Origin of the sequence: Pseudooceanicola pacificus (assembly GCF_009789075.1) — a bacterium.
GTDB classification, from domain to species: Bacteria; Pseudomonadota; Alphaproteobacteria; order Rhodobacterales; family Rhodobacteraceae; genus Pseudooceanicola; species Pseudooceanicola pacificus.
The window spans coordinates 265,841-292,223 of sequence record NZ_WNXQ01000004.1 but is presented as its reverse complement, the minus strand read 5'-3'; the positions used below and the strand labels follow the sequence as shown (position 1 = coordinate 292,223).

General features: G+C 63.0%; 27 protein-coding genes. 9 read left to right on the top strand and 18 right to left on the bottom strand.

All coding sequences use genetic code 11. The features are described 5' to 3' along the window. Positions 1-159 precede the first annotated feature (159 nt). Positions 160-639, bottom strand: coding sequence for an Lrp/AsnC family transcriptional regulator (locus GLS40_RS09490; protein ID WP_160382520.1), 480 nt, complete (start codon positions 637-639; stop codon positions 160-162). A 173-nt stretch (positions 640-812) separates the two neighbouring features. Between GLS40_RS09490 and GLS40_RS09485 the strand changes: the two genes are divergently transcribed. From GLS40_RS09485 to GLS40_RS09465, 5 genes are all read left to right on the top strand, one after another. Further along, positions 813-1,280: an RrF2 family transcriptional regulator gene (locus GLS40_RS09485; RefSeq protein WP_160382519.1), complete on the top strand. Its 468-nt coding sequence runs from the start codon at positions 813-815 to the stop codon at positions 1,278-1,280. Positions 1,281-1,459: 179 nt separating this feature from the next. Next, positions 1,460-2,647: a sulfate ABC transporter substrate-binding protein gene (locus GLS40_RS09480; RefSeq protein WP_160382518.1), complete on the top strand. Its 1,188-nt coding sequence runs from the start codon at positions 1,460-1,462 to the stop codon at positions 2,645-2,647. A gap of 3 nt (positions 2,648-2,650) precedes the next feature. Beyond that, positions 2,651-3,490, top strand: coding sequence for a sulfate ABC transporter permease subunit CysT (gene cysT / locus GLS40_RS09475; RefSeq protein WP_160382517.1), 840 nt, complete (start codon positions 2,651-2,653; stop codon positions 3,488-3,490). After that, the gene (cysW, locus tag GLS40_RS09470; RefSeq protein ID WP_160382516.1) at positions 3,483-4,346 is read left to right on the top strand and encodes a sulfate ABC transporter permease subunit CysW; all 864 of its coding nucleotides are present in this window, start codon (positions 3,483-3,485) and stop codon (positions 4,344-4,346) included. The genes cysT and cysW overlap by 8 nt, the downstream gene beginning before the upstream one ends. A gap of 14 nt (positions 4,347-4,360) precedes the next feature. Then, a complete protein-coding gene (locus GLS40_RS09465) occupies positions 4,361-5,080 on the top strand; it encodes a sulfate/molybdate ABC transporter ATP-binding protein (RefSeq protein ID WP_160382515.1) in 720 nt (239 codons plus the stop codon). A gap of 243 nt (positions 5,081-5,323) precedes the next feature. Here GLS40_RS09465 and GLS40_RS09460 read toward each other — a convergent pair whose 3' ends face one another. After that, the gene (locus tag GLS40_RS09460; RefSeq protein WP_160382514.1) at positions 5,324-6,094 is read right to left on the bottom strand and encodes a nuclear transport factor 2 family protein; all 771 of its coding nucleotides are present in this window, start codon (positions 6,092-6,094) and stop codon (positions 5,324-5,326) included. Positions 6,095-6,186: 92 nt separating this feature from the next. Between GLS40_RS09460 and GLS40_RS09455 the strand changes: the two genes are divergently transcribed. Beyond that, positions 6,187-6,552, top strand: coding sequence for a winged helix-turn-helix transcriptional regulator (locus tag GLS40_RS09455; protein WP_160382513.1), 366 nt, complete (start codon positions 6,187-6,189; stop codon positions 6,550-6,552). 121 nt (positions 6,553-6,673) lie between these two features. Here GLS40_RS09455 and GLS40_RS09450 read toward each other — a convergent pair whose 3' ends face one another. The 9 genes from GLS40_RS09450 to GLS40_RS09410 all read right to left on the bottom strand — a co-directional run bounded on the left by GLS40_RS09450 (position 6,674) and on the right by GLS40_RS09410 (position 15,989). Continuing rightward, entirely contained in the window at positions 6,674-7,468 is a 795-nt protein-coding gene (locus tag GLS40_RS09450) for an SDR family NAD(P)-dependent oxidoreductase (RefSeq protein WP_160382512.1), read from the bottom strand. Between the two features lie 201 nt (positions 7,469-7,669). After that, positions 7,670-9,115 (bottom strand): aldehyde dehydrogenase, encoded by a 1,446-nt coding sequence (locus GLS40_RS09445; protein ID WP_160382511.1) that lies wholly within the window; start codon positions 9,113-9,115, stop codon positions 7,670-7,672. Positions 9,116-9,129: 14 nt separating this feature from the next. Further along, on the bottom strand, positions 9,130-9,912 hold the full coding sequence (locus GLS40_RS09440) for a coniferyl-alcohol dehydrogenase (protein WP_202076035.1): 783 nt from the start codon (positions 9,910-9,912) through the stop codon (positions 9,130-9,132). Continuing rightward, the gene (locus GLS40_RS09435) at positions 9,905-10,918 is read right to left on the bottom strand and encodes a branched-chain amino acid ABC transporter permease (protein ID WP_160382509.1); all 1,014 of its coding nucleotides are present in this window, start codon (positions 10,916-10,918) and stop codon (positions 9,905-9,907) included. Before GLS40_RS09435 ends, GLS40_RS09440 begins: the two co-directional genes overlap by 8 nt. Then, entirely contained in the window at positions 10,915-11,805 is an 891-nt protein-coding gene (locus GLS40_RS09430) for a branched-chain amino acid ABC transporter permease (RefSeq protein ID WP_160382508.1), read from the bottom strand. Before GLS40_RS09430 ends, GLS40_RS09435 begins: the two co-directional genes overlap by 4 nt. Then, positions 11,802-12,524, bottom strand: coding sequence for an ABC transporter ATP-binding protein (locus GLS40_RS09425; protein ID WP_160382507.1), 723 nt, complete (start codon positions 12,522-12,524; stop codon positions 11,802-11,804). Before GLS40_RS09425 ends, GLS40_RS09430 begins: the two co-directional genes overlap by 4 nt. Beyond that, entirely contained in the window at positions 12,521-13,210 is a 690-nt protein-coding gene (locus tag GLS40_RS09420) for an ABC transporter ATP-binding protein (RefSeq protein WP_160382506.1), read from the bottom strand. Before GLS40_RS09420 ends, GLS40_RS09425 begins: the two co-directional genes overlap by 4 nt. Before the next feature lie 51 nt (positions 13,211-13,261). Further along, complete coding sequence (locus tag GLS40_RS09415) at positions 13,262-14,536, bottom strand: ABC transporter substrate-binding protein (protein ID WP_160382505.1); 1,275 nt, start codon at positions 14,534-14,536, stop codon at positions 13,262-13,264. Between the two features lie 31 nt (positions 14,537-14,567). Continuing rightward, positions 14,568-15,989 carry an aldehyde dehydrogenase family protein gene (locus tag GLS40_RS09410; protein WP_160382504.1) on the bottom strand — a complete coding sequence of 474 codons (1,422 nt, stop codon included), beginning with the start codon at positions 15,987-15,989 and terminating at the stop codon, positions 14,568-14,570. 107 nt (positions 15,990-16,096) lie between these two features. Here GLS40_RS09410 and GLS40_RS09405 point away from each other — a divergent pair, with 107 nt between their 5' ends. Beyond that, positions 16,097-16,960, top strand: a complete 864-nt coding sequence (locus GLS40_RS09405) for an AraC family transcriptional regulator (RefSeq protein WP_160382503.1) — start codon at positions 16,097-16,099, stop codon at positions 16,958-16,960. Positions 16,961-16,994: 34 nt separating this feature from the next. On the opposite strand, the gene GLS40_RS09400 is transcribed toward GLS40_RS09405, so the two are convergent. Further along, positions 16,995-17,360, bottom strand: a complete 366-nt coding sequence (locus GLS40_RS09400) for a VOC family protein (protein ID WP_160382502.1) — start codon at positions 17,358-17,360, stop codon at positions 16,995-16,997. Positions 17,361-17,436: 76 nt separating this feature from the next. Here GLS40_RS09400 and GLS40_RS09395 point away from each other — a divergent pair, with 76 nt between their 5' ends. Then, positions 17,437-18,114, top strand: a complete 678-nt coding sequence (locus GLS40_RS09395; protein ID WP_160382501.1) for a helix-turn-helix transcriptional regulator — start codon at positions 17,437-17,439, stop codon at positions 18,112-18,114. A 280-nt stretch (positions 18,115-18,394) separates the two neighbouring features. On the opposite strand, the gene ggt is transcribed toward GLS40_RS09395, so the two are convergent. The 6 genes from ggt to GLS40_RS09365 all read right to left on the bottom strand — a co-directional run bounded on the left by ggt (position 18,395) and on the right by GLS40_RS09365 (position 25,488). Beyond that, entirely contained in the window at positions 18,395-19,984 is a 1,590-nt protein-coding gene (gene ggt, locus GLS40_RS09390) for a gamma-glutamyltransferase (RefSeq protein ID WP_160382500.1), read from the bottom strand. A 72-nt stretch (positions 19,985-20,056) separates the two neighbouring features. Next, positions 20,057-21,070 carry an oligopeptide/dipeptide ABC transporter ATP-binding protein gene (locus tag GLS40_RS09385; protein ID WP_160382499.1) on the bottom strand — a complete coding sequence of 338 codons (1,014 nt, stop codon included), beginning with the start codon at positions 21,068-21,070 and terminating at the stop codon, positions 20,057-20,059. Beyond that, entirely contained in the window at positions 21,067-22,041 is a 975-nt protein-coding gene (locus GLS40_RS09380) for an ABC transporter ATP-binding protein (RefSeq protein WP_160382498.1), read from the bottom strand. The genes GLS40_RS09385 and GLS40_RS09380 overlap by 4 nt, the downstream gene beginning before the upstream one ends. Continuing rightward, entirely contained in the window at positions 22,038-22,925 is an 888-nt protein-coding gene (locus GLS40_RS09375; RefSeq protein WP_235905844.1) for an ABC transporter permease, read from the bottom strand. The genes GLS40_RS09380 and GLS40_RS09375 overlap by 4 nt, the downstream gene beginning before the upstream one ends. Positions 22,926-22,933: 8 nt before the next feature. Then, complete coding sequence (locus GLS40_RS09370; RefSeq protein ID WP_160382496.1) at positions 22,934-23,884, bottom strand: ABC transporter permease; 951 nt, start codon at positions 23,882-23,884, stop codon at positions 22,934-22,936. Further along, complete coding sequence (locus GLS40_RS09365) at positions 23,884-25,488, bottom strand: ABC transporter substrate-binding protein (RefSeq protein WP_160382495.1); 1,605 nt, start codon at positions 25,486-25,488, stop codon at positions 23,884-23,886. The genes GLS40_RS09370 and GLS40_RS09365 overlap by 1 nt, the downstream gene beginning before the upstream one ends. 215 nt (positions 25,489-25,703) lie before the next feature. Here GLS40_RS09365 and GLS40_RS09360 point away from each other — a divergent pair, with 215 nt between their 5' ends. Next, positions 25,704-26,369: a GntR family transcriptional regulator gene (locus tag GLS40_RS09360; protein WP_160382494.1), complete on the top strand. Its 666-nt coding sequence runs from the start codon at positions 25,704-25,706 to the stop codon at positions 26,367-26,369. Positions 26,370-26,383 lie beyond the last annotated feature (14 nt).

Sequence of the window (26,383 nt, the reverse complement as noted above, 5' to 3'; positions counted from 1 at the left end):
TCTATCCAAGACCACCAGACGGAGCTGGACGGCAATCCGGTTCAAGGTGCTCCCCTTGCTGCGCTGTTCGGGGTGGCTTTGGGACAGAAGGCAATCAGTGCACGCCTGTCGTGAGGCCACGACACGCCCGGTGTGCAGTCAAGCCGGTGCGCCACATCCTTAGCTGGAATTGGCGATCAGATCCGACAGAGGCAGTGCCGTGCTGCCTTTGACCTGCTCCAATGCGAAAACCGAACTCACGCCGCGCAACCGGGCCTTCGATGTCAGGGTTTCGTAGAATGCGTCAAAGGCGGGCATGTCGGCCACCACCACCCGGAGCATGAAATCATGGGTTCCGGCGAGGCGATAGATGTGGCGAACCGGTTCGAGCGCCTCGGTGACGGCAAGGAACTCTCTGCGCCATTCCGCCGTATGTTCGAACGCTTCCACCATCACGAAGGCTGTCAGCGAAAGCCCAAGCGCATCCGGGTCCAGCAAGGCCACGCGGGCGCGGATCACGCCGGCCTCTTCATGCTTCTGGATACGCTTCCAGCAGGGCGTCTGCGACAGCCCGACCTGATCGGCGATGCGGGCCACCGGGACGGTCGCATCGCGCTGCAGAATGTCGAGAATCTTCAGGTCGATCCGATCGAATGTCATCGCGCGTCCTCTCCGGTCGTTCAGGGTTGTCACCACCGAGTCGGGAGAAGGATGCCACAATTCTTCTAAATGTCGATCATCTTTATCGTGTTTACGCGGTGGCCCTCGCTTTGTGCCCGAAACCTGATAAAGTTGATCTTGTTAGTCGCACTTTCGAGAACCATTTACGGCCGATGATCACCCACAAGACCAAGTATGCACTCAAGGCACTCATGGTGCTTGCCGATGAAACGTCTGGTGAAGGCGCCGCTCTGAGCATCGAGGAGATCGCGAAGCGCTCGGGCGCGCCCAAGCGCTTTCTCGAACACATCCTGCTGGATCTCAAACGCGCCGGTCTGATCGGCAGCCGACGCGGGCGCAATGGCGGATACGAGATGATCAAGGAGCCGAGGCGGGTCTCGCTCGCCGAGGTACTCCGCCTGATCGACGGGCCGATGGCCCCGCTTCCTTGCCTGTCGCGCAATGCCTACCAGCGCTGCGAGGATTGCAAGGACGAACAGACCTGCCGGGTGCGCGCTGTCTTCGGCAGCTTCTACGCCACCTATATCCTGATGATCGAGTCGCTCACGGTCGCCGATCTACAGCAGGATGCGCGGCCACTGGAGGGCTTCGCGGTGCCGGACCACCCTGCCGGAGAATGATCTTCCAAAATCACGACTAAAAAGAGCGTGATTCTTCCTTTGCTAATCACGATTAAGTCTGTCGTTATTTAGGTGTCAGGTGGCGCTGGTGGCGTGCCCCGGGCAGGGATGACCCCTCCCGAGCCGTTGCCCCGCTGACCTGGCACCAGAGTTCGACTGCGATCAGCAAAGGACAGGCCATGTATCATACCATCCGGATTGGCGGGCACTCGCTCGCCCAGGGCACCTTCCTCCGAAGTCTCGACGATGGCCGGATCGAAATCGACGCGGGCCATGCGCGGCTGTCGGGGCACCCGGTCACGCCTCTTCACCCGAGTGATGCGGGTCGCCTCCGCGGCGCGCTCCGCAAGACCTTGACGGGTGCGTATCTGCGCAGCGGCATCCTGACGGCGGTCGCGGCCATCGGCCTGACCCTCACGGGTACGGCCACCCTCAAGGCCCAGGACAACGTCGCGATCCTGAACGTCTCTTATGACCCGACGCGCGAGTTCTATCGGGAATACAACACGCTCTTCAACGCATGGTGGGCGGCGCAGGGCAACGCCCCGGTCGCCGTCCAACAGTCCCACGGCGGGGCGGGAGCGCAGGCGCGGGCCGTGATCGACGGGTTGCCGGCCACCGTGGTGACGCTGGCGTTGTCGGCTGACATCGATACGATTTCCGAGCGCACGGGCCTGCTGCCTGCAGACTGGCAAACGCGCCTGCCGCACAATTCCTCGCCCTATACCTCGACCATCGTGTTCCTCGTGCGGGAGGGCAATCCGCGCGGCATCCAGGACTGGGACGATCTTGTCGCCGACGGCGTGCAAGTCATAACCCCCAACCCCAAGACCTCGGGCGGCGCGCGCTGGAATTTCCTTGCCGCCTGGGCCTATGCCGGGCGGAACGGTCTCGACCCGGCCCAGTTCGTCGGTACGCTCTATCGCAATGTGCCGGTGCTCGACACGGGTGCGCGGGGATCGACCACGACCTTTACCCAGCGTGGCGTGGGCGATGTGCTGCTAGCCTGGGAGAACGAGGCCTTTCTCGCCCTGGCAAGTCTCGGAGAGGACAAGTTCGACATCGTCGTGCCTTCCGTCTCGATCCTCGCCGAGTCGCCGGTGGCGCTGGTCGATGGCAACATCACATCCGATGCGCAGCGCGCGGCGGCCGAGGCCTATCTGCAGCACCTCTACAGCCCCGAGGCGCAGGCGCTCGCGACCCGCCACTACTATCGCGCATGGGACACGTCTCAGGCCGCGGCAGAGGATATCGCGCGCTTTCCCGAGCTGGAGCTCGTCACCATAGCCGATTTCGGCGGCTGGCCTGTCGTCCAGACCGAATATTTCGGCGAAGGCGGCATCTTCGACCAGATCTACGAGGAATAGGCCATGAGGGCGGGCATTCTCCGTTCGCCCTCACCCCTTCCGGGGTTTGGGCTGAGCTTCGGGATCATGATGACGGTGCTGTCCATCGTGGTCCTGCTTCCCATCGGGGCGCTTCTGGGTCGTGGCCTGATGATCGGTCCGGCCGATCTTTGGGACATGGTCAACTCGCGCCGCATCTGGTCGGCGCTGACCCTGTCCTTCCGCGCGGCGCTGATCGCATCGCTCTTCAACCTTGTCTTCGGGCTGCTGCTTGCCTGGGTGCTTGTGCGCTACCGCTTCTGGGGTCGGCGCTTTGTCGACGCGGCGGTCGACCTGCCCTTTGCCCTGCCTACCGCGGTGGCGGGGATCGCGCTGACCGCACTTTACGCGCCAAACGGCGTCTTCGGGCAGGCACTTGCGCCCTTTGGCCTGCAGGTCGCCTATACCGAGGTCGGGATCTGGGTTGCGCTCGTCTTCATCGGGCTGCCCTTCGTCGTGCGCACCGTCCAGCCCGTAATCGAGGAGCTGGAGCCGGACCTGGAAGAGGTCAGCGCCACACTCGGCGCCCGCCGCACCCATACGCTGCGCCGGGTGATCCTGCCCACGCTCACACCCGCGCTGCTGACCGGATTCGCGCTCGCGCTCGCCCGGTCGGTCGGGGAATACGGCTCGGTGATCTTCATCGCGGGCAACATTCCCAACCTCACCGAGATCGCGCCGCTGCTGATCGTGATCCGGCTTGAGGAATACAACTACGATGCGGCCGCCGCGATCGGGATCGCCATGCTGGTTGTCTCCTTCGCCATGCTGCTTGCCATCAACGCCATTCAGGTCTGGAGCAGACGGAGAATCGGAAATGTCTGATATCGCCCTTACCCGTCCGGTGCCCGTCACCACCGAACCGCCGTTGGCCCGGTATCTGTTGATCGGCCTTGCCGCGGTCTTCGTGGCGCTGTTTCTCTTCGCGCCGCTCGTGACGGTGTTCGTCGAGGCGTTGCGGCAAGGCTGGGTCGGGGTCATCGACGCGCTCCGCCTGCCCGACGCGCAGGCCGCAATCCGCATGACGCTGACCATCGCGGCCATCGCGGTGCCCCTCAACGCGACGTTCGGCATCGCGGCGGCCTGGGCAATCACCAAGTTCGATTTCCGGGGCAAGGCATTCCTGATCACCTTGATCGACCTGCCATTCTCGGTCTCGCCCGTCGTCGCCGGCCTGATGTTGGTGCTGCTCTTCGGGGCCAATTCCACGCTCGGCGGCTGGCTGATCGCCAATGACATGCCCATCGTCTTTGCCTTCCCGGGCATCCTGCTGGCGACACTCTTCGTGACCTTCCCCTTTGTCGCGCGCGAGATCATCCCGGTGATGATCGAACAGGGCCGCACCGAGGAGGAGGCCGCGCTGACGCTGGGGGCTTCGGGCTGGCGCACCTTCTTCACGGTGACGCTGCCCAATATCCGCTGGGCGCTGCTTTATGGCGTGCTGTTGTGCAACGCGCGCGCCATGGGAGAGTTCGGCGCGGTCGCCGTCGTCTCGGGCAAGATCCGGGGCGAGACGGCGACCATGCCGACGATGGTCGAGATGTTCTACAACGAATACCTCTCTGTCGCGGCATTCACGCTGGCCGCCGTGTTGGCGATGCTGGCGCTTCTCACACTGCTCCTGAAATCCCTGCTCGAATGGCGCCATGCGGAACTGCTGGCGGCCACGCGACGTCATTGAGAAAGGACCGTCCCATGAATATCGAGATCGAGGAACTGGCCAAGGAATTCGGCACCACCCGGGCGCTGCACCCGGTGTCGCTGTCAATCCCGTCGGGCGCACTGGTGGCCCTGCTCGGGCCTTCGGGGTCCGGCAAGACCACGCTTCTGCGCGTGCTAGGGGGGCTCGAGTTTCCCACCTCGGGCCGGGTTCTCTTCGGCGGGCTGGATGCAACGGGTCTGAGCGTGCAGGACCGCCGCGCGGGGTTCGTCTTTCAATCCTACGCGCTTTTCAGGCACATGACGGTGTTCGAGAACATCGCCTATGGCCTGCGCGCCCGGCCGCGCAGGGAACGCCCGGCCGAGGCCGAGATCGTCCGCCGCGTGAACCGCCTTCTGGAGTTGATCCAGCTGCCAGAGATCGGGGGGCGCTACCCCAACCAGCTGTCGGGCGGCCAGCGGCAGCGCGTGGCCCTGGCCCGGGCGCTGGCCATCGAACCACGCATGCTGCTGCTGGACGAGCCCTTCGGCGCGCTCGACGCCAAGGTGCGCAAGGAACTGCGCCAGGGGCTGCGCGAGATCCACGACCGCACGGGTCTGACCACCGTCTTTGTGACCCACGATCAGGAAGAGGCGATGGAACTGGCCGATCTGGTTGTCATCATGTCGATGGGCCGCATCGAACAGGTGGGCAAGCCCACCGAGATCCGCGCGCGGCCCGCGACCGACTTCGTGCGCGATTTCACGGCGGCCTGACACCGGCATGCCCGGCCGTGGCGTGCCATGCCGATGGCTGGTCCGGGCGCTTGCCCGGATCGCCACATCGGCGCCGAACCTGCGGGCCCGGCCCCAAGCCCCAAAGTGCTGGGTCGAGGAGGCCGGGGCGTTGGCTGGCATGTCCGGCTCGCCGGGCCGCGCTACGTCGTTCTCTGGCGCAGGCAACTTTCGCCGGACATGGCGCGGCTTCCGCAATCCAATCCGAAGCGGAGCGCGCGGGATTTAGAACTTCCCGTTGTCATTCGCGGCTTCGGACGGAATCGCCTGGATGACGTCCCAATGTTCGACAATCTTGCCGTCGGCGACACGGAAGAGGTCGAAGAAGGCGGTGGGTTCGCCACCAAAGGTGCCTTCGGACCCGGTGAAGACGAAATTGCCCTGGGCGACGACCAGCGGGGTTTCCGTGTAGACCATCGTGATCCCCTGGTCCGCGAGGGCGCCGAGCGCCGCGCCAAGCCCGTCGAGGTTGTCGGCGATCTGCGGGTTATGCTGGGCATAACCATCGACCGAAATGTAGTCGGTGATGTGCGATGCGTCGCCGCCCTGCAGGACCGTTTTGACAAACTCGACGACAAGCGCCTTGTTCGCCTCGGTCTTGTCGAGGTCCGTGACCTCTGTCGGGCCGTCCGTCATGGTGCGCCCGGATGGGTTCGGGCCGGCGAGGGGCTGAAGGTTGTCCCAGTGTTCGGCGACCTTGCCATCCTCGATGCGGAAGACGTCGAACGCCACCAGTGTGTCGGCGCCGAAGACCTGGGCATTGCCGTAGGTGGCGTGCGTGACCACGAAGTCGCCCTCCGCGATGATGCGATGCGGTTCGGCGGTGAAGCCGCTGTCCTTGAGCGCCGGCAGGACGCCGAGGAGCGGCTCTGCCCCCGTCGGCACGGCGGGGTTGTGCTGAATGTAGTCCGGTTTCATCAGGTCGCGGGCCGCGTCCGGGTTGAAGTCCACAAAGGCAGCGGTGACGAGAGCAATGACGACTTCGGTCGGGGTCATGATTTGTCCTTTCGAATCAAGTTGATTTGACGATGTCGCATTGGTATCCAAATCGAACTAGGTATCAATTACGCACTAATTAGGAACCCGGTATGCTTCCCGTAACCGTTGCAACTGACGAAGACGGACGCCTGTGTCCGATCCGGAATGTCCTGTCGAAGGTCACCGGCAAATGGCAGACCCTCATCGTACTGGCGCTGGAAGACGGCGCGCTGCGGTTTGGTGAATTGAAGCGCACCATCGGGGATGTGTCGCAGCGCGTGCTGACAGAGAACCTGCGCACGCTTGAGCGGGACGGCTACCTGACCCGGACAGTGCATCACGGCCCGCCGATCGCGGTGAGCTACGAGCTGACGGACCTAGGGGTGGAGCTTTTGCGCGTCCTGAAGCCCATGGTGACCTTCGCGGCAGAGAATTTTGCCAGGGTGATGGCCTCGCGGGAGACGTATGACGGCTGATCAGCCGGATGCCGGGGCGGATCGCTGGCAGTACCGGGGACCCGCCTCCCCGGATCGTTACTCAGGGCGACGCCGCCGGGGCGCTGCCGTTCAGCCCCCCGGCGACGCCAAGATGCCCGGGTCAGGGGCAGGTATACCCCCCGTCGATGACCAGATCGCTGCCCGTCATGAAGGAGCTTTCGTCCGAGGCAAGGAAGACCGCGCCATAGGCGATTTCGTCCGGCTTGCCGAAGCGCTTCATCGGTACGAGATCGACCAACGGCTCCCAGGCCTCTTTCGGGACCGAGGATTCGAACAGGTTGGTGTCGAACATCCCCGGGCAGATCGCGTTGATCCGGATGTTGTCGGCGACGAATTCCAGCGCGGCGGATTTCGTCATCAGCCGCACCGCGCCCTTGGTGGACTGGTAGGCTGTCGAAACCCCGGCGCCCGCGATCCCGTAGATGGATGCAAAGTTGATGATCGACCCGCCGCCCGCACGGCGCATTGCAGGGACCGCCGTCTTCATCCCCAGCAAAACGCCGAGCTGATTGACGCCTACGATCTGGTGGAACTTTTCGACCGTGTGGTCGAGCAGACCGGCATGGTAGTAGATCCCCGCGTTGTTGGAGAGAACGTCCAGTCTGCCAAAGGTGCTTTCGGTCTTTTCGACGGCGGTGCTCCATTGGTCTTCCTGGGTGACATCCAGGGCGACGACCTCCGCCTTGCCGCCGGCGTCGCGAATGTCGGCGGCGACCTTCTGGGCGGTGTCCCACAGCCCCGAGGGGGACTTGCCCGCCGCGATGATCGGGTCTTCCGGCAGGTTGGCGAGCATCACGCTCGCGCCTTCCCGCGCCATCAATCGCGCCTGAGCGGACCCGAGTCCGCCCCCTGCGCCTGTCAACAGGATTACCTTTCCGTCCAAACGTCCGGCCATTGTCTTTCCTCCCTTGGAAATATCTGCGGTCAAGAAAAACGGGATGAGGTCCTTGGAACATCCCGTTCACGTGGGCGCTGGTGGCGGGCATGTCCCGCAGAACGTCCCAGTGCTCCACTGTCTTTCCCGCCTCATCGAGGCGGAAAATGTCGATCCCTGCGTTGTCGGGGCCGCCGGGCCAGACCCGGCATTCGAAGGCCCCTAGAACGGATAGTGCTGGTGCGGGTCTTCGATGGTGACCCACCTGACCGAGGTGAAGGCCTCAACGGCGGCCTTTCCGCCGAACCGGCCATAGCCCGAGTTCTTGACGCCCCCGAACGGCATCTGCGCTTCGTCACCGACGGTCGGCCCGTTGATGTGGCAGATGCCGCTTTCGATCTGGTCCGCGACCCGCATGGCCCGCCCGATGTCCTGCGAATAGACCGACGCTGCCAGGCCGTATTCGGTGTCATTGGCGACGCGGATCGCATCAGCGTCGTCCTTGACCCGGATGATCGGCTTGACCGGTCCGAAGCTCTCTTCGCCGTAAAGGCGCATCGCAGCGGTGACGCCGTCAATCAGCGTCGCCGCGACCACGGCCCCGGATCGGCTGCCCCCGGCGATGACCTTGCCGCCCTTGTCCGTCGCGTCGGCGATCAGGGCGTCCATCTTCTCGGCCGCCTCAAGGGTCACGAGCGATCCCAGGACCACCGCGTCGCGCGGATTGCCGGCGCGAAGGCTGCGCGCCCGGGCCGCAAGCGCCTCGACAAATGCGTCGGCGATGCCCCCATGCACGATGATGCGTTCGGTCGACATGCAGATTTGGCCCTGGTTCATGAATGCGCCAAAGATGGCGCCGTTCACCGCCCCCTCCAGATCGGCGTCGTCCAGGATCACCAGCGGCGCCTTGCCCCCCAGTTCCAGCAGGACCGGTTTCAGATGCTCCGCCGCCGTGACGGCGATGATGCGGCCGACTTTCGTGGACCCGGTGAAGTTTACATGGCGCACGGCGGGGGCGGCGATAAGCGCCGCCACGACCTCGGCCGCGTCTTCGGGGGCGTTGGTGATCACGTTCATAACGCCATCGGGAAAGCCTGCCTCGCGGAACGCCTGGCCGATCGCCAGATGGGTCGCGGGGCACAGTTCGGAGGCCTTGAGAACTGCCGTGTTCCCGCAGGCGATGGCCATCGCCACGGCGCGGGTGCCAAGGATGACGGGCGCGTTCCAGGGCGCGATGCCCAGACAGACGCCAAGCGGTTTCCGCTGCGCCATGGCGAGCGAGCCGGGCTTGTTCGCCGGGATTACCTCGCCCGTGATCTGGCTGGTCATCGAGGCCGCCTCGCGCAGCATGCCCGCCGCCAGCATGCAGTTGAACCCGGCCCAGGGGCCGGTGGCCCCCGTTTCCGCGATCATCCCGGCGGTGATTTCGCCCGTCATGGCCTCTAGCGCATCCGCAGCCTTCAGAAGCAGGGCGCGGCGTTGTCCCGGCCCGGTCCGGGACCAGTCGGGGAAGGCGGCCGCGGCTGCGTCTACTGCCGTGATCGCATCCGCGACGGACGCAGCTGCGGCCGTGCTGGCAATATCGCCTGTCACCGGGTCGATCCGGTCGTATGTCCGGCCGCCGGTTGCAGGAACATCCTGGCCGCCGATCAAAAGTGGTAGGCTCATGGTCTGGTGCTCCTTCAGAAATCCATCGCGTCGGCCATGACCGAGGCTTCGAGCCCGCCGTCACAGGCCAGGTTGGTGCCGTTGATCCAACGCGCCCCGTCCGAGGCGAGGAAAAGGATGGCCGGTGCGATGTCGTTTGCCGTGCCGGGACGGCCCACGCGGTCGATGTCGCTGTTCACCCGCGCGTCGCCCAGGACATCGCGGAACTGGCGAAGGATCGGCGTTTCGACGGGACCGGGACTGACGGCGTTGACCCGAATATAGCGGCCCTTGAAGACCGGGAGATGCGCCGCCTGATAGGTCCAGAGCAGCAGAAGCTCCTTGGAATCTGGGTAAGACGTTTCGTTGTGAATGTCGTGGTCGTCGCAATATGCCTCGACGTCCTGCGGGAACCCCTCAACCGCCACGGCCTTCTTCGCGCGGTCCAGATTTGTCCGCCAGCCGAAGCCCGCGATGGAAGCGACGTTGATGACGGATCCGAACTGGTTGATCTTTGGGGCGAGGCCCAGCGAGAGCGCGCGCAGGCCCAGGAAATTCACGGCGATGGTCGGCGCACGCCCCGGCGTGCCGGACAGCCCGGCAACATTGGCCAGGGCGTCGATACCGGAGGGCAGGGCCTCCACCAGCGCGCGGACCCCCGCTTCGGACCCGAGGTCGGCCTGCACGAAATGTCCCACCGGGCGGTCCGGCTTGTTGCGGTCGACGGAAAACACGTTTGCCCCCATGACCTGCGCCAGTTCCGCCGTGCGCTGCCCGATGCCGGATGCGGCACCGGTGACAACCACAGTCTTACCCATCAACATGCTGGGTCCTCCCTTCCTTCTTGTGAACGAAATATCCTGTCGGGATGGCCTCTCCGGGCAGGCGGGGGCCGATCCAGCCCCAGAGTCCATTGGGCAGGACGAGGGCAAAGAGGACGGCAACCGCGCCCAGGCCGACGAGGTACCAGGCGCCATAGGCCCCGAAGAGCGTTTCGATGACGAAGAACAGGACCGCGCCGATCAGGGCACCTTCGATGCGCCCCAGGCCGCCGACCAGGACCATGAAGAGCATGTAGGCCGTCCAGTGCACGCCAAAGAACGCTTTGGGCTGAAAGCTCGTGTTGGAGGTCAGCCAGAGGGCTCCTGCCGCGGCGGTGCCGGTCGCGGCCAGGACAAAGACGATGCGCTTGGTGCGCAGGACATCCACGCCGACGGACCGCGCGGCGATCTCGTCATCGCGGATCGCGGTGATGGCTGCCCCTGTCGAGGACCTCAGCAGCAGGATCAGCGCGGCCATGAAAACAGCGGTGAAGGCCAGCGCCAGCCACAGCGTCAGCGCCGCCCGCGTTTCCACGTCATAGGCGTTGAGGGCGATGAGCGAGGTGCCGGTTTCGCCCTGAATGAGCGGGTCGAGATTGACGCAGAGATGCGCCAGCGCCGACAGCACCCACATGCCGATGGCAAACTCACCGCCCGAAAGGCTCACCATGAAAAGCGATGTGACATAGCCCAGCAGGGCACCGATCAGCGTGGCGAGGATCGTTGCCAGAAAAGGGTCGATCCCCGCATCGCTCAGCCGGATGGTGGCATAGGCCGCGACGCCAAAGAACAGGGTCTGCCCGATGGAGACGAGACCGGCAAATCCGGCAAGTGCATTCCACATGACGGCAAGCAGGACGTAGACCAGCAGCGCCACGGCACGCCCGCTGCCACCGACGCCGTTGATCCACGGCAGTGCGGCCAGGGCAAGACCCGCCGCGACAAGCAGCCCGAGCGTGATGCGCGAGGTCGTGCTGCTGCGCGTAATGGTAAGATCGGTCATGCTGCCGTCCTTGCGCTGCCGAGTGCGGACAACCGGTCGCGCCATGCCTGCAGGCGCCAGAACACGGCGACAAGAAAGGCCAGATGCCCCCCGATGAGGAAGCCCTGCGGATGGACCGCCGCGCCGGCGGACTGGGCGAAGGCAAGCAGCATCGCCCCGGCGAGGACGCGCCAAAGCGATCCCGCGCCGCCGATCACGATTGCCTCGAAGGCGAAAAGCAGCTGTGCCGCGCCGGCGTAAGGCCCCCATGCGCTGCGCAGCCCAAGCGCCGCCGCCGCGATCACGCCAACCGCGAGGGCGAGTCCGGTCGCAATGGCCGCCGTCCTGCCGGTGTCGATGCCCAGAAGCGCGGCCGTCGCCCGGTCCTGGCTGACCGCCTGGATCCGATGGCCCAGGGCCGTGCGGCGCAGGATGACCTCCAGTACCCCGATCACGGCAACAGCGGCGATCAGGATGTAGACGCTGAGCTGTCCGACCCAGATATCGCCGGGCAGTTCGACCGAGGCCCAGCTGAGATCGCCCACCAGCGGCGCAAGCGACAGGGTGTCGGCCCCGAAGACCTGGAACAGCAGATTGTCGAGGATGATGGCGAGGCCGAAGGTGGCCAGAAGCGGCAACAGCTCGCTCCCGGCGGAGGCCCGCGCGAGCACACCGCGATAGAGGAGGCAGCCGAGCCCGAACATTACCGCGCAGACCAGCGGGACCGCAAGGGCCAGGGGTATGCCGAGCATATGGCCCGCGATGTAAAGCCCGTAGGCGGACAGGATGATCAGGCTGCCGTGGGCAAGGTTGATGATGTTCATGACCGAGAACATGAAAGCGAGGCCCGTTGCCAGCACCGCGTAATATCCGCCCAGAAGGACGGCGTTGATGATCTGCGCGCTCATGCCGCGACCTCTTCGTTCTTGCCATGACCAAGGGAGGCGGACACGAGTGCATCGAGCGTGGTCTCCCCGGGGAGGGAGCGCAGCATCTCCCGCCCTTCGCACATGACGATCAGCTCGTCCGCGCAGGCGAGCGCGCGGGTCAGGTCCTGTTCCACGACAAGCAGGGCAATGCCCGCATCTCTGACCTTGCGAAGGGCCTGGTAAGCCAGCTCAACCGCGGCCGGAGACAGGCCAAGCGACACCTCGTCGAGCATGATGGCAACGGGGTCGCCCATAAGGGCGCGCCCGATGGCCACCGCCTGCTGCTCACCACCCGACAGCTTTCCGGCGGGCGACCTGTCGAGCTTTTCAAGGTTCGGAAAAGCGTCATAGATCGCCTCCACTGACCAGGGTCCTTCGCGAGAGGTGGACGCGCCGAGCTGGAGGTTTTCGCGCACGGTCATCTGCGGGAAGAGCCGGCGTCCCTCCGGCACCAGTGACAGGCCGGCGCGCGCCCGCATGTGTGCGGGCATGTCCGTGACGTTGACGCCCGACAATCGGATCGTGCCGCCGTCCTGGCGGTGATCCCCGGCGATTGTGCGCAGCAGCGTTGTCTTGCCCGCCCCGTTGGCCCCGGCGAGGAACAGCATCCTGCCGGCCTCGACCCGAAACGAGATGCCCTGCGCCGCGACGAGCTGCCCGTGGCTGGCCCGGATGTCCCTGACGTCCAGCGTACTCATGCCGCCGCCCCGAAATAGGCCGTCCGGACCGCCGGGGCGTCGATCACATCGCCGGGCAGGCCGTCTGCAATCACCGCGCCCCCGGCCATGCAGATCATGCGGGTGCAACATTCCGTCAGCAGACGCATGATGTGTTCGATCCAGACAATGGTGACCCCGTCGCGCTGAATGTCCCGGATGAGGGCGACAAGACGGTCCGCCTCGGCATCGGTAAGCCCGCCGCCAATCTCGTCGAGAAGCACGACCCGGGGGCCGGTCGCCAGGGCGCGGCTCAGTTCCAGCCGCTTTCGGTCGAGCAGTCCCAGGGACCCCGCCTTGCGATTGGCCACGCCGGCAAGGCCGGTGTGCTCCAGCACCTGCCAGGCGAGCCCGACCGGATCACCCGAAGGATCGCCACGACCGTTCCGGGCGGCGACCAGAACGTTTTCGAATACCGTCATCCCGCCGAAGGGCCGCGGCACCTGATGCGTCCGGGCGATGCCCCGGCGGCACCGGTCGGCCGTGGCCAGATGGGTCACGTCCTCTCCCAGGACATGCACCCGCCCGGTTGTGGGCCGGTAGGCCCCTGTCAGCAGGTTCATGAAGGTCGTCTTGCCGGCGCCGTTCGGCCCCAGAATGCCGACGATCTCACCCCCGAACACATCGAGCGAGACGCGGTCGAGAACCTTGAACGCACCAAATGCCATCGACAGACCTTCGGCACGCAGAACGGGGGAGGGCGTCATCTCAAGCGGCCCTTAGTTATAGGGCCGGAGCGTGCCGGTCACCGGCACATTCGTATCGGTGGCGTTCTCGGTGATCACATAGTCGAAGCGGTTGCCGTTCCTCTGCCATTGCGTGCCGATGATCGGCCCATGCGCCACGTTCCTGACCGGACCGGAGGAGAAATCGACAGGACCCGCGATGCTTTCGGCCTTCAGCCCCGGAAGGGCGGCGGCGATGGCCTCTCTGTCCTTGGGGTTCGCCACGGCAGAAAGCGCCGCCATGCCGACGTCGATGGCCGACAGGCTCGCGCCAAGCTGTTGCGTCCACTGCCGTCCGGTTGCGGCCTCGTAGCCATCGCAAAGCTCTGCGCCGGTCAGGCCGGTTGCGGGAGAGACATAGGGGAAATCGCGATGCCAGTAGGCTGCCGAGGCGATATTGTCGCCCAGACCGCCAAGTGCCTCGACATCGGAGGGGAACAACCCGGTTTTGGCGACCTGCACGATCTTGATCTGACGGTGCAGCCCCTGTTGCGCCGCCTGGCGCCAGAAGGCCGCGAAATCGGGCGGGATCGGGAAGGTGTTGAAGATCTCGACACCTTCGTCGCGGAACATCCGGATCTGCCGGGAATAGTCCGAGGTGCCGGTCTCATAGGCTCCGGGATCGACGATGGTATAGCCCGCCGCTTCAAGCCTGGGTGCCAGGATGGCCCGCACGGCGTTGCCGTCGGCATCGTTGGGATACATGACACCGACCTTCCGGTTGGTTCCGATCAACTCCCACTGGCTGACATAGGCTCGAAAGAATTCATCGACGCCGAAACCGAAGTGAAAGCCGTATTTGAACGGGCTCTCCTCGCCCGGTTTGGCCCCGCGGCCGAAATACCAGGCCTCCCACGGCATGACAGTCGATATGCAGGGCACGCCCGCCGCTTCGCAGGCGTCGGAGACCGGATTGATCGTTTCAGGTGTCGAGACCGCGATCATCAGGTCGACGCCGCCTGAATTGATCAGCTCTCGCGCCAGTTGCCCCGCGCGGGCCGGATCGGATTGGGTGTCGCGATCCAGGATCTCCACGGAATAGCCGGTGCCGTTGATCGTGACGCCCTTGGCAAGGGCCGCGCGGGCCTGCTGCAGCACATAGCCGTCAGTCTGCCCGAACCCGGCAAGCGGGCCCGAGACGGGGCTGACGAAGCCGATCTTCAGTGTCTCGCCGGACTGCGCCAGGGCTGCGCTTCGCCCCAGGGCAAAGCTGCCCAGAACCGCGCCCGCGCCGGCCAGTATCCCGCGTCTGGTTATCTTGTCTGTCATGTCTCTGCGTCCTCCCTCTGTCCCTGATTGTTCAGGGGTCGTGTGTGCTGGTGATCCAGCGAAGTTCCGTGAACTCCTCGAAACTCCAGCTCCCGCCGAAGCGCCCGTATCCGCTGGATTTGACGCCGCCGAACGGCGCGCGCGGATCGTCGTCCACGGTGCAGCCGTTGATGTGGCAGATGCCGGAATGGATCTGGCGCGCGATGCGTTTCGCCCGGTCCGGATCCTGCGAGAATACGGCCGCAGAGAGCCCGTATTCGCTGTCATTGGCGACGGTGACCGCCTCGTGGTCCGAGGCCACGCGGGTCACCGACAGGATCGGCCCAAAGACTTCTTCCATGTACAGCCGCATGCCGGGTTCGACGCCGTCGATCAGGGTCGGCTCGAAGAAGGCGTCTCGGGTTCCGCCACCCCCGATCAACCGCGCCCCCTGGGACATTGCATCACCGACAAGACCTGCCAGACGATCGGCCGCCTCGATGCCAACGACCGGCCCCAGGTCGGTGCTGGGCAAGGCGGGATCGCCAACCACAAGGGCGGCGCGCTTTGCCTCCAGCCTGGCGATGAGGTCGTCTGCGACAGCTTCGGCCACGATCAGCCGCTCGGTCGACATGCAGATCTGACCCTGGTTCAGATAGGCGCCGCGCACAGCGGCCTCTGCGGCGGCGTCCAGATCGGCATCTTCAAGCACCACCATCGGGGCCTGCCCGCCCAGTTCCAGAAGCGGGCGCTTGAGGTGTCGCGCGCACAGGTTGGCAATGCGCCGCCCGACCCGCGTGGAGCCGGTGAAATTCACCCGGCGCACCACAGGGTTCTCGATCAGCGCGTCGACGATGCTTTCGCTGTCTTCCGCCGGGCAGAGGAACACCTGAACCACATCCCGGGGCAGACCGGCACCGGCGACGGCCTCGCCGATCAGGCGATATGTCCGGGGCGCGATTTCGTTGCCCTTGAGAAGAACGGTGTTGCCGCAGGCAATCGGCACGGCGAAGGCCCGCACGCCAAGGATCAGCGGCGCGTTCCACGGCGCGATCCCCAGGCAGACCCCGCAAGGCACCCGTTCGGCCCAGCTCTCGCAACCTTGTTCCGATCCGATCGGATGCAGTTTCCCAAGGTCCTGCGCCGCCTCCGCGACATATCGCAGGAGATGGGCCGCAAAGGTCACGTTATGGTCGGCCCAGGCCGCCGGGGCTCCGATCTCTTCGATCATGGCGCGGCGGAACTTGTCGCGCATGGTTTCGATTTCGGACGCGATCCTGATCAGGGCCTCGGAGCGCACAGCAACCGGAGCCGAAGACCACGACGGAAAGGCCGCGGCGGCGCGCGCCGTGAAGCGCCGGCAGGCCGCCAGATCGTGGGCGGGCTCCTGGCTCACGATCTCTCCGGTCGCCGGGTTGCGGCGCACAACCACTTGATCCGTGGCCGATCTTTTTGGGGCAAGCTGTGGTGTCATACATGTTCGGGCCGAAACCCGTCCTCCGTGCTGTTCTTGTAGCTCTCGAAAAATTGGCATAGAATGTTCAAAAATGGGCATTACTTGTCGGAAAATTGGATTCAGTCATGCCAAGCGACTATGTGACCCTTCAGGACGAGCGCGAGGCGCTGCACGATCGGGTTCTGCGGCGGCGAATCCCTGAGGGGTTCGGCACGTTGCTTTTCCTGCATCAGGGCAGCCTGATTGTCGGAGAGGGCAGATCGGAGCTGACCGGCCCCGCGCTGGCGTTCTGGCCGGGGGTCGAGCGACCCGATCTGACGCTCAGGGCCGGGTCCGCCGCGCGGCTGCTTGGTCTCAGCGACAGCATCCTCATGGACGCCATCGGCGCCCGGTCCGAGTCCGTTCACCTTCGGATGCTGGTTGAAAGCCCCTTCCGCGCCCGGCTGTCCATCGCGCCGGACGTGCCGCAGATCGAAACGCTGTTCGACTGGTTCGAACACGAGCTGGAGTCGCCCGAGCGCCGGTCGCAGATGTCGCTCTCGGCCTTCCTCAGGCTGCTGCTGATCGCGGCCCTCAGGGTGCACAGCCCGGACGTGACCAGCGCCAAGACCGAGACCACGAACACCCTTCGGGAGTTCCGTCACCTCGTCGAACTGCATTACCGGGAGCATTGGCAGATCGCGACATACGCCGATCGTCTGGGTGTCGAATACGACCGCCTGCACCGCATATGCAAGCGCGAGACGGGCCGGACCCCGGCCGAACTGGTGCATGAACGGCTGACCGCCGAAGCGAAGGCCCGGCTGGAAAATTCCGGCCATCCCTTGAAGAAGATCGCCGACGACCTTGGCTTTGTGGATGCCTCGCGGTTCAGCCACTTCTTCAAGCGACGGACGGCCATGGCGCCGGGCACCTACCGGGCGGTGATCTCCCGCGCCAACAGCGAGGAAATCCAGAAGCTGCGCCGCGGGTTCGCCGACTGGCCGTGAGGGCCGGACGGCACCAGGTGCCATCCGGCGTCTCTTAGTCGTCGGGCAGGTTCACGCGGATGCGATGGCCATCCGGATCCAGTGCGACGAAGGTGAGCCCAAAGACCGCTTCTGCCAGGTCCTGCTCGATCTCGACGCCGTCGGCCTTCCATGTGCTGTAGAGGTGCCGGACAATGTCGTCGGACTTCACCTGAAAGGCCAGTTCCGATCTGTGCCCGTTGCCACCGGACACGAAGTTTCTGGCGCTCGTCGACCAGAGGCCGAGAATGAAGCCGCCGTCAAACTCGAAACATTGGTAAGTCGGAAAGCCCTTGGCAGGTTTTCCAAGGATTTTTTCGTAGAACCTCGCGCTTTCCAGCGGGTCTGAAACGTAGAGGATGATCAGGTTCGGAGTCATCATGGTGTAAACTCTTTGGTTGGTGACCACTCCGTCCTAATCGTTGCCTGTGACAGAAAATGGCAGTATCCCGCATGTCATGCGAACCGCCCGGCTCCTCAACCTGCTTCAGATTCTCCGGCAGTCCCGAACGCCGGTCAGCGGCCACGAACTTGCGCGGGAACTGGGGACAAGCATCCGAACTCTCTACCGGGACATCGCCACGCTTCAGGCGGAAGGCGCGGATATCGAGGGCTCGCCGGGCGTCGGCTATGTCTTGAACAAGGGCTTCTTTCTGCCACCCCTGATGTTTTCCGAAGAAGAGATGCTGGCCCTCATGCTGGGAATGAAGTGGGTTTCGGGCTTCGGCGACAGGCCACTCTCGCAGGCGTCGAAGCAGGTGCTCGCCAAAGTCGAACGCGTGGTGCCAGAGGCGGCGCTGGACGCGGCCTCGGCAATACCCTTTGGAATTGGCGAGGGGCCTTCGGACAGGCTCGCCGAGGAAGACCTGAGCGACCTTCGGGATGCCATCCGGCGCGAACGAAAGCTGCGGATCATCTATCAAAAGCCGGACCAGACGGTTTCGGAACGGATCATCTGGCCGATAGCCATCGGCTACTTTTCCAGCGGACGAGTCCTTGTCGGCTGGTGCGAGGCAAGTCGCGGCTTCCGCCACTTTAGAACGGACCGGATACAGGGCCGCGAACTGCTGCAGGACAGGATGTCAAAACGCCGCACCGATCTGATGAAAGAGTGGCGATCCCGACGCCAATCCTGACTCTCGGCGGCATTGTCGCAAACTTGCGCGATGAACGGAGGAGGGCGTCGTGATCTCGGCCTGCGGCCGGGGTTCTGACCCCAATGCAACGGCTCCTTTGCGGGAGAGTCGGGTCCCAGATCAGATGCTGCGTCGAACGCCGGGCAATGGCCGCCTGGAGATCGTCCAGGCCGTCAATGAGCCGTACCGGAGATGTCAGAATGGGGGCAATTCGGGGCCCAGATGCCGAAAGACCTCGGTGCCTTCGCGCTCTGAGCCCCTGCAATCGGAAGGAATGCCGTTAAAATCCCAACGCCATCCCGTCTTTTCTGGAGTCGCTGCCACCCGACAGCAAGCCTGTTTCGGGGCTGATGTGGATTGCCTGGCTACCGCCGATCGGGGATTTCTGTACGGCCAGCACATGCCCACGCGCAGTCAGATCCTCGCGCACTTCCAAGGCGACACTCGGTTCAATATCCAACACACCGTCATGCGCAAAGCTGCGCGGTGCATCCATGGCTTCCTGTATGTCCATTCCCAGGTCCAGCACGCCAGACAAAAAGGCTGCGTGGCCCGCGGCCTGATAGTGCCCGCCCATCACTCCGAAGGGCATGACCGCCACGCCATCCTTGCAAAGCATTCCGGGAATGATCGTATGCATGGGGCGTTTGCGCGGCGCGATGGCGTTGGGATGACCTTCAATAAGCCTGAAGGACGCACCTCGCGAATGGAAAAGAACACCTGTGGTCGGGTCCAGACGAGTGGAACCAAAGCCGTGGAAGATTGAATTGATGAAAGACAGTGCATTTCCCTGTGCATCAACCACGCTCAGATAGATCGTATCTTTGTGCTCGGGCTCATCCCAAAGCGTGGGTGGCAAGGCGCGGCGCATGTCGATCCGCGAGGCCAATGCGTCGACGACTTCATCCGACAGAAGTGTTTCAACCACATCGGGACAGTGCGCAGGGTCTGCGATCAATGCATCGCGGTGATGGTATCCAAGCTTTGTCGCCTCGGCGTGCAGGTGGATGCGGTCGGCGTCGGACAGGCCCTTGCCCATGTCAAAGCGCGACAAGATGCGCAGAATCAACAGGGCCGCCAGGCCTTGGCCGTTCGGGGGGCATTCATAGACGTCATGATCGCCGTAGCGCGCGGAAATCGGTTCAACCCAATGCGCCTGATCCCGACCTTCATGAAAATCCGACTCGGTGTGCAAACCGCCAAGAGATTGCAGATGGGCTGCCATTACAGCTGCCACCTCTCCTTCGTAAAATCCTGCCGCACCCTTTTTTGAAATGTCGCGCAGGCGTGCAGCCAGCAGGGGCTGGGCGTGCTTTTCACCTGCCTCGGGCGCTTTTCCATTGGGCAGAAACAGTCTTGCCGCATGTTCATCGCCTGCAACAATATGCGCGTTGGCAGCCCAATCCATCGCAACGCGAGGTGTCACAGGGTAGCCGTTTTCGGCGTAAGCGATGGCGCGCTCAAACAGGTGCTCCATCGGGAGCGACCCATGATCCTTGTGGAGCAGGCACCACCCCGAAATGGCGCCCGGAATCGTGACCGAATGCGGACTTGTCTGGGGGATCTCATCCGTAAGACCCGCATTCTTCAGCGCGGCGACCGTTGCGGCGGCCGGGGCGCGCCCGGATCCATTAAGTGCCTTCACTTTGCCGCCTTTTGGCGCATAGAGCGCGAAGCAGTCTCCACCTATTCCGGTCATCAAGGGGTCGACGACGCATTGCACCGCCACCGAGGCAATCGCCGCATCTACCGCATTTCCCCCTTTGGTCAGAATTTCATGGCCAGCTGAGGTCGATAGCGGATGGGAGGTTGCGATCATCGCTGAAGACGCCAGCGTGCTGGGGCGGCGGGCAGAGAAGAAGTCAAACATCAAGGGTTTCCTGTAGTTGGCACCGCCGGGCATGGGCTCGCGATGATCCGGCATCATGGGAAGAGGGAAGGGTTACTGCTGCTCCAAAGGGTGCAGACAAGCGACAGCGCGCCGGGGGCCGAGCTTGCCCAACTGCGGATCCTTCAGGCGGCAATTGTCCTGCACCTTCGGGCAGCGTGTGGAAAAACGGCATCCCGCCGGCAGGTTGAGGGGGCTTGGGATTTCACCTGACAATGGCTCTGAAAGCGGTTCGAAGAACTGCGGAGCTGCCGCACGAAGGGCTGCGGAGTAAGGATGAGACGGCGCATCGAGAACCGCATCGGTCGGACCCGTTTCGACGATGCGGCCAAGGTACATGATGGCGATTTCCTCACACAGAAAGCTCGCAACGCCAAGATCGTGCGTAATGAAGATGAGTGTCAGGCCCATGTCCCGCTGCAATGACCGCAGCAAGATCAGCAGCTGCGCCTGCGTCGATACGTCGAGCCCTGAAACAGCTTCATCGGCAACGAGGACCGAGGGTTCCGAAGCCAGAGCCCGCGCGATGGCAACGCGTCGCACCTGTCCTCCTGACAACCCCGAGGGATACCGATCGGCAGCGTCAGCAGGCAGCCCCACACGATCAAGCAGTTGCGACACGCGCGCGGCCTCGTCCTGACGCGGCACGATCTTGAAATGCCGCAGCGGCTCGGCGATGAGCGCGCCAATCGTCATGCGCGGGTCGAGCGATCCGCGGGCATCCTGATAGACCATCGCAACATCGCGCGCGAATTCGACACCGGTCGCCCGTCCTTCCAGAATTGGTTTGCTGCGGTACAGCGCGCGCCCTCCGGTCGGCCTGTCCAGCCCCAACAGCACCCGAAGCAGGGTAGACTTGCCCGACCCGCTTTCGCCGACGACTGCAAGGGATGTGCCTTTGCGAATATTGAGCCGAACCCCGTCCAGGGCACGCAGCCCGACCGTTTCTCGACTGAAAAGGGATCGCCCGGGTTTGGGGACCTCGAACACCTGCTCAACCTCGATCAATTCAAAGATGGGCTGCTCGGTGACGGGCGCCTTGGTTTCGGACAAGGTTTGCACGATCATTCCGGGTTCCAACATGCGATATGGTGGTCAAGGGGGCCTGTCGCGGTCGGCCGCGCTGGCACGAGAGGGGGCGTTTCATCTGCGCACCGCGCCACCGCGCGTGGGCAGCGCGTGCAAAACCGGCAGCCATTCGGCATCTGATCGTGGGATGGCACGGTGCCTTCGGGTGCCACCAGGTCTTTGGCGCCAATTTCCAGCACACAGGATTTGAGCTGCTTGGTATATGGGTGGCGATGGCGTTCGAGCACATCGCGCGCCGGGCCACTTTCGACAACTTGCCCCGCATACAGCACCGCGATCCTGTCGCAGGCCTGACTCGCAAGGGCCAGGTCGTGCAAGACAAAGACACAACTTGCGCCGCGTTCACGGGTCAGCTTCAGGATCAGCCGAACAATCTGCGCCTGGATCGTGACATCCAGAGCCGAGGTCGGCTCGTCGGCCAAAAGCAGATCAGGGCTGCCTGCCAATGCGATCGCCACCATGACACGCTGCTGCATGCCCCCTGACAGCTGGTGAGGAAAGGCGGACATCCGGCCTTCCGGGTCGTTGATGCCGACAGAGGTGAACAGGTCTATCGCTTGTTTCCGGGCGTCTGACTTTGACAGCCCGTGAATGCGTTGCAGGGTCGTGCTCAGCTGTCGTCCGACAGTGTATGAAGGGTTGAGCGCAGTCCCCGCGTCCTGGAAAATCATTGCCAGACGGCGGCCGCGAAGCTTCACCATTTTCCGTTCTGACAGGGTTAGAAGGTCGCCTTCGCCAGCCAGGGTGGCGCTCCCCGTGACCCTCGCATTTTCAAGCAAGCGCATGATCGCGGTGGCGATGGTCGATTTCCCGGCTCCACTTTCCCCGACCAAGGCCAGAGTTTCACCCTGTGCAAGTGCAAGTGTGACGCGATCCAGGATCTTGGCCGCCCCCCGAAAGACAGTCAGATCCTTGATCGACAGGACATGATATAGGGCCGTGTCGTTCATGACTCTTTCCCCAGTTTGGGGTCAAACTCTTCGCGTACCCCGTCGCCGACAATCGACAGGGCGATCAGCAGCAGGGCCAGAGCGAAACCGGGCATTGCTGACATCCAGGGTGCAAAGCTGACAAAATCGCGCCCCTCAGAGATCATGAGGCCCCAGTCAGGCGTCGGGGGCGTCACGCCGATACCCAGAAACGAGAGGGACGAGGAAACCAGAATTGCCTCTGACACACGTATCGTGACCTGCACGGCGAGCGGGAAAATCACGTTCGGCAGGACATGGCGAACAACCACGCGCAGGTAGGAAATGGACATCAGCTGAGCAGCCTCGATGAAAAGCTGCACACGCACCTGCATCACGTCACTGCGTACCGTGCGCGCAAAGGGCCCGATCATCGAAAGCCCTACCGCGATGACCACTTTGTCCACGCCCTGACCAAGGATCGCGATGAATGCGACGGCAAGGATCAGCGAGGGCAATGCAAGGATGGCGTCGATCAGGCGCATCAGGCCCCATTCGGCCCATCCACCGGAAAGACCGGCGGCCAGCCCGATGACGAGGCCGCCAACCGCGCCGATCATGACAGAGAAGATGCCGATGATGAGCGCATATCGTGCACCGAATATGACACGCGACAGGATGTCCTGGCCGTAGCTGTCCGTCCCCATCCAATGCACCACAGAGGGCGCTTTCATCATCACGTTGAAATCCTGCTTTACCGGATCGAACGGGGCGACATGGGGCGCGAAGATGGCAGCGAGCACATAAGCCACCGCGACAAGCAGGGCCGCGGTAAAGAAAGGCCGCCGGATGAAAACGGATCGACGGGATTTTGCAGAGGGCGAAGGGGTCGCTGCAATTGGCGCAGCCGCGACACCTTTGGTCATTTGGACGCTCATTTGCTGGTCCTCAGTCGCGGATCGAGGAAGGGATAGGACAAATCGACCAGCAGGTTGACGCCGATGAACAAGACGGCCGTCATCATGACGCCAGCCTGGACCACAAGGTATTCGCGCCCAAGAACAGCCGAAGTCAGCATCTGCCCGACACCGGGAAGGTTGAACACCGTTTCTGTCAGAACGGTCCCCTGCAACAGCACGCCCAGTTGCAGGCCCAGGATCGTAACCAGCGGCATGGCGATGTTGCGGACACCATGCACCCAGACCACACGCCAATTGGGTTCGCCGCGAGCGCGGGCCGCAGCGATATAGGGTTGCTCCAACACTTCGATCAGCGTCGCGCGGGTCAGGCGGGTGATCATCGCGATGAAGTAGGTCGAAAGCGTCAGGCCAGGCAGGATCATGTGGTAAATGCCGAGCCAGAAGTTCTCCCACGGGGAAACATAGCCCATCACGGGAAAGAGCTGCAGCTTCACCGCGAAAAACCAGATCAGCAGGATACCCAAGAGAAACGAGGGAAATGCCGTCCCTGTCAGGGCAAGTACAGCCGATCCGGCGTCAAAGATCGTATCCTTCTTGATGGCCGACAGCACGCCCAGGGGAACACCGACGAGAATTGCAAAGACAAGGGAAAAGGAGGCGAGGGTCAGCGTGACAGGCAACGCCTCCTTGAAGGCATAGGTGAAAATCTCTGCGCGTGCGACATAGGATGTGCCCCAGTTGCCCTGTACAAACTGGATCGCCCAATCCGCGTATTGAACGAGGAATGGTTGATCCAGCCCCAGTTCAGACCTCAAGGAATCGTAGCTCTCCTGAGAGTATTCCGACCCGAGCATGATCTGAATTGGATCGCCCGGAGCCAGCTTCAGAAGTCCGAAGCTGGCGACCGACACGACGAACAGGACAACACATGTCTGTGCGATTTTCCCCAGTGCCTTGAAGAGCATTAGCCGATACTCACGGTGTGCAGGTTCACAAGGTCGGCCGGGATGTACTGGAAGCCCTCGACTTTGGTCGAGAACACTTTGTAGATCGGCATGTGGGCCATGACGGCAATGCCGGCTTCATCCATCAGAAGATCTTCGGCCTTGTAGTACAAGGCGCGCCGCGCGGCCGGATCCAGCTCGACCTGGGCTTGCGCGCAAAGGTCATCAAAGTCGGTGTTCACCCAACCGCCGAAGTTCCATGCCCCGTCTGATTTGAATTCCGGATACAGCGTTTCGTCGGGGTCGAGATCTGCAACCCATTCGAAGTCATAGAAATCAAAGTCGGATGCGTTGCGGCGCTTCACCCAGGTTGCGGGCTCTACAAGTTCCAGTTTCGCCTTGATCCCGATTTCGGCCAGCATCGGAGCCACAGTTTGGGCGACACGGGTGCCGACAGGTCCGCGTTCCGCCATCATGTACACGGCTTCGATTTCGCCCTGGTTGGCCGCTTTCGCACGGTAGGATTTGGCCTTTTCCAGATCGAACCACTGGCCACGGCCGCTTGTCGCGATGTCGGGATCAAAGAATTCGGTCATCGGCGGGGAAATCGGCGTATACGCCTTTTGCGCCCGCCCAAAGTAGGCTTGTTTCACGATCGTGTCGCGATCAAGGGCCCAGGCAACGGCACGGCGCAGGTTGATGTCGTCAAACGGGCTGCGTTTGCAATTCATTCCGACAAACGTGTAATTGCCCTCAATTTCACCGTAGAGGGTTGCCTTCGGGAATGCTTCGACCTGATCGACAAGCTGCATGGGGCAATCGGTCATGCCGTCAATCTGGCCGGAGAACAATGCCGCAAGCGCAGTCGACGCCTCGTTCATCAGAACAAAGGTGGCGCGCTCAAGCTTTGGCAGACCGGGTTCGAAGTAATCGGGGTTTGCTTCGAGTTCGATCGCATCGTTTTCTTTCCAGGACACAAACTTGAATGGCCCGGTCCCAACGGGATTGCGGCCATAGTCGGCGCCGTATTTCTGTACGGCAGCGGGGCTGACGATTGTGCCCGCACGCCCGGTCGAGCCGTTCAAGGCGACAGGCAGGAAGGCGTAAGGCTGCGAGAATGTTAGCTTTATCGTCAGCGGGTCGACGATCTCGATATTCTCCAGCAGGGCCAGTTTCCACGCGTGCGGAGACTTGGGTTCGCCTTCTTTGACGCGCAGCAGAGAGAATTTGACGGCTTCTGCATCACAGGGTGTCCCATCGTGGAATTTCACGCCGTCGCGCAGCTTGAAGACGTGAACTTTGTCGTCCTCGATATCCCAGCTTTCCGCCAGGTCGGGCTCGAAGGTGACGTTCTTGCCATCGTATGCGATCTTGAGAAGACCGTTATGGATATTGTTGATGATCTGAATGGAAGACAGAAAGCCGGTGAAGTGGGGATCCAGCGTATCAATGACCTTGATGGACGCAATCTTGATGTGACCGCTTTGCTGTGCGCGCACAAGAGAAGGTGCACCGGTCGTTGCGGCTGTCAGAAGTCCTGCACCAAGGCCTTTGAGAACTGTTCTACGTCCGAAACGCGCAGAAAGACGTTCGGCAAGAACTTTTTTGTGGTCGATCGGTTCCATTTTTGGGTTTCCATGTTGTCATTGTCTCCTCCCTTGTTGGTTTCGACCGACTAATACTTACGCTGGGTTTCCCCCAGTTCGCCCACCTCACGCCGGTTTTGAGGCATTTTTCGACCGAACCCTCCCAGTTGTTCGGGATCATGTGGTTGAAGCTTGCAATGACATGTATACAAAAGGAAGCTAAAAGGGCACAGAACGACTGGACCGGTTGACTGATGATTATTCGTGCAGCAGATTGCATCTTCGAGAGCCTGATAGAGACGATCATGGCCGGCCAGCTGGCCCCGGGCGAACCACTTGTCGAACACTCGCTAGCTGAGAAATTCGGTGTATCCCGTACCCCGGTGAGGGAGGCACTGCACAGGCTGGCCCAGGCAGGCCTTGCCGAGCGTGGCACCAGACGGGCCTACTTCGTGCGCGAGATGACACCTGAAGATCTTGCGGAACTGTTCGAGGCCACCGGCGAGATAGAGAGCGCTCTCGCCGCACTTGCAGCCAAACGCATGAGTGAAATCGAACGCCGCCAGCTTATGGCGATTGTCGAGAGCGGCGATGCCTGCGACGACCCGACGACATACAGCGACATCAACAGGCAGTTTCACGAGGCAATCAAGCTAGGCGCCCGAAACATGACACTTGCCGCGACGCTGGACGAGCTAAGCATGCGGACTTTCGCCTGGAGAACAGCCAACTTTCGAGAGGACAGCAGGCGGCTGGCGTCCTCTCGTAGCGAGCATCGTCAGATCGCCGACGCGATACTCGACTTGGATGTTGATTTGACCCGCAGACTGGTATGCAGCCATGTCGCGTCGTCTTATCTTGTGTCGTCCGACATTCTTACGCGCCGCAAGACAGAGCTACCCGTTCAACCGCACGCATAGTCCCGGCACTGATC

Excerpts from the sequence above, each read along its gene's own strand:
- GLS40_RS09490 (WP_160382520.1), bottom strand. The coding sequence starts at position 639 with ATGACATTCGATCGGATCGACCTGAAGATTCTCGACATTCTGCAGCGC.
- GLS40_RS09485 (WP_160382519.1), top strand. The coding sequence starts at position 813 with ATGATCACCCACAAGACCAAGTATGCACTCAAGGCACTCATGGTGCTT.
- GLS40_RS09480 (WP_160382518.1), top strand. The coding sequence starts at position 1,460 with ATGTATCATACCATCCGGATTGGCGGGCACTCGCTCGCCCAGGGCACC.
- cysT (WP_160382517.1), top strand. The coding sequence starts at position 2,651 with ATGAGGGCGGGCATTCTCCGTTCGCCCTCACCCCTTCCGGGGTTTGGG.
- cysW (WP_160382516.1), top strand. The coding sequence starts at position 3,483 with ATGTCTGATATCGCCCTTACCCGTCCGGTGCCCGTCACCACCGAACCG.
- GLS40_RS09465 (WP_160382515.1), top strand. The coding sequence starts at position 4,361 with ATGAATATCGAGATCGAGGAACTGGCCAAGGAATTCGGCACCACCCGG.
- GLS40_RS09460 (WP_160382514.1), bottom strand. The coding sequence starts at position 6,094 with ATGACCCCGACCGAAGTCGTCATTGCTCTCGTCACCGCTGCCTTTGTG.
- GLS40_RS09455 (WP_160382513.1), top strand. The coding sequence starts at position 6,187 with ATGCTTCCCGTAACCGTTGCAACTGACGAAGACGGACGCCTGTGTCCG.
- GLS40_RS09450 (WP_160382512.1), bottom strand. The coding sequence starts at position 7,468 with ATGGCCGGACGTTTGGACGGAAAGGTAATCCTGTTGACAGGCGCAGGG.
- GLS40_RS09445 (WP_160382511.1), bottom strand. The coding sequence starts at position 9,115 with ATGAGCCTACCACTTTTGATCGGCGGCCAGGATGTTCCTGCAACCGGC.
- GLS40_RS09440 (WP_202076035.1), bottom strand. The coding sequence starts at position 9,912 with ATGGGTAAGACTGTGGTTGTCACCGGTGCCGCATCCGGCATCGGGCAG.
- GLS40_RS09435 (WP_160382509.1), bottom strand. The coding sequence starts at position 10,918 with ATGACCGATCTTACCATTACGCGCAGCAGCACGACCTCGCGCATCACG.
- GLS40_RS09430 (WP_160382508.1), bottom strand. The coding sequence starts at position 11,805 with ATGAGCGCGCAGATCATCAACGCCGTCCTTCTGGGCGGATATTACGCG.
- GLS40_RS09425 (WP_160382507.1), bottom strand. The coding sequence starts at position 12,524 with ATGAGTACGCTGGACGTCAGGGACATCCGGGCCAGCCACGGGCAGCTC.
- GLS40_RS09420 (WP_160382506.1), bottom strand. The coding sequence starts at position 13,210 with ATGGCATTTGGTGCGTTCAAGGTTCTCGACCGCGTCTCGCTCGATGTG.
- GLS40_RS09415 (WP_160382505.1), bottom strand. The coding sequence starts at position 14,536 with ATGACAGACAAGATAACCAGACGCGGGATACTGGCCGGCGCGGGCGCG.
- GLS40_RS09410 (WP_160382504.1), bottom strand. The coding sequence starts at position 15,989 with ATGACACCACAGCTTGCCCCAAAAAGATCGGCCACGGATCAAGTGGTT.
- GLS40_RS09405 (WP_160382503.1), top strand. The coding sequence starts at position 16,097 with ATGCCAAGCGACTATGTGACCCTTCAGGACGAGCGCGAGGCGCTGCAC.
- GLS40_RS09400 (WP_160382502.1), bottom strand. The coding sequence starts at position 17,360 with ATGATGACTCCGAACCTGATCATCCTCTACGTTTCAGACCCGCTGGAA.
- GLS40_RS09395 (WP_160382501.1), top strand. The coding sequence starts at position 17,437 with ATGCGAACCGCCCGGCTCCTCAACCTGCTTCAGATTCTCCGGCAGTCC.
- ggt (WP_160382500.1), bottom strand. The coding sequence starts at position 19,984 with ATGTTTGACTTCTTCTCTGCCCGCCGCCCCAGCACGCTGGCGTCTTCA.
- GLS40_RS09385 (WP_160382499.1), bottom strand. The coding sequence starts at position 21,070 with ATGATCGTGCAAACCTTGTCCGAAACCAAGGCGCCCGTCACCGAGCAG.
- GLS40_RS09380 (WP_160382498.1), bottom strand. The coding sequence starts at position 22,041 with ATGAACGACACGGCCCTATATCATGTCCTGTCGATCAAGGATCTGACT.
- GLS40_RS09375 (WP_235905844.1), bottom strand. The coding sequence starts at position 22,925 with ATGACCAAAGGTGTCGCGGCTGCGCCAATTGCAGCGACCCCTTCGCCC.
- GLS40_RS09370 (WP_160382496.1), bottom strand. The coding sequence starts at position 23,884 with ATGCTCTTCAAGGCACTGGGGAAAATCGCACAGACATGTGTTGTCCTG.
- GLS40_RS09365 (WP_160382495.1), bottom strand. The coding sequence starts at position 25,488 with ATGGAACCGATCGACCACAAAAAAGTTCTTGCCGAACGTCTTTCTGCG.
- GLS40_RS09360 (WP_160382494.1), top strand. The coding sequence starts at position 25,704 with ATGATTATTCGTGCAGCAGATTGCATCTTCGAGAGCCTGATAGAGACG.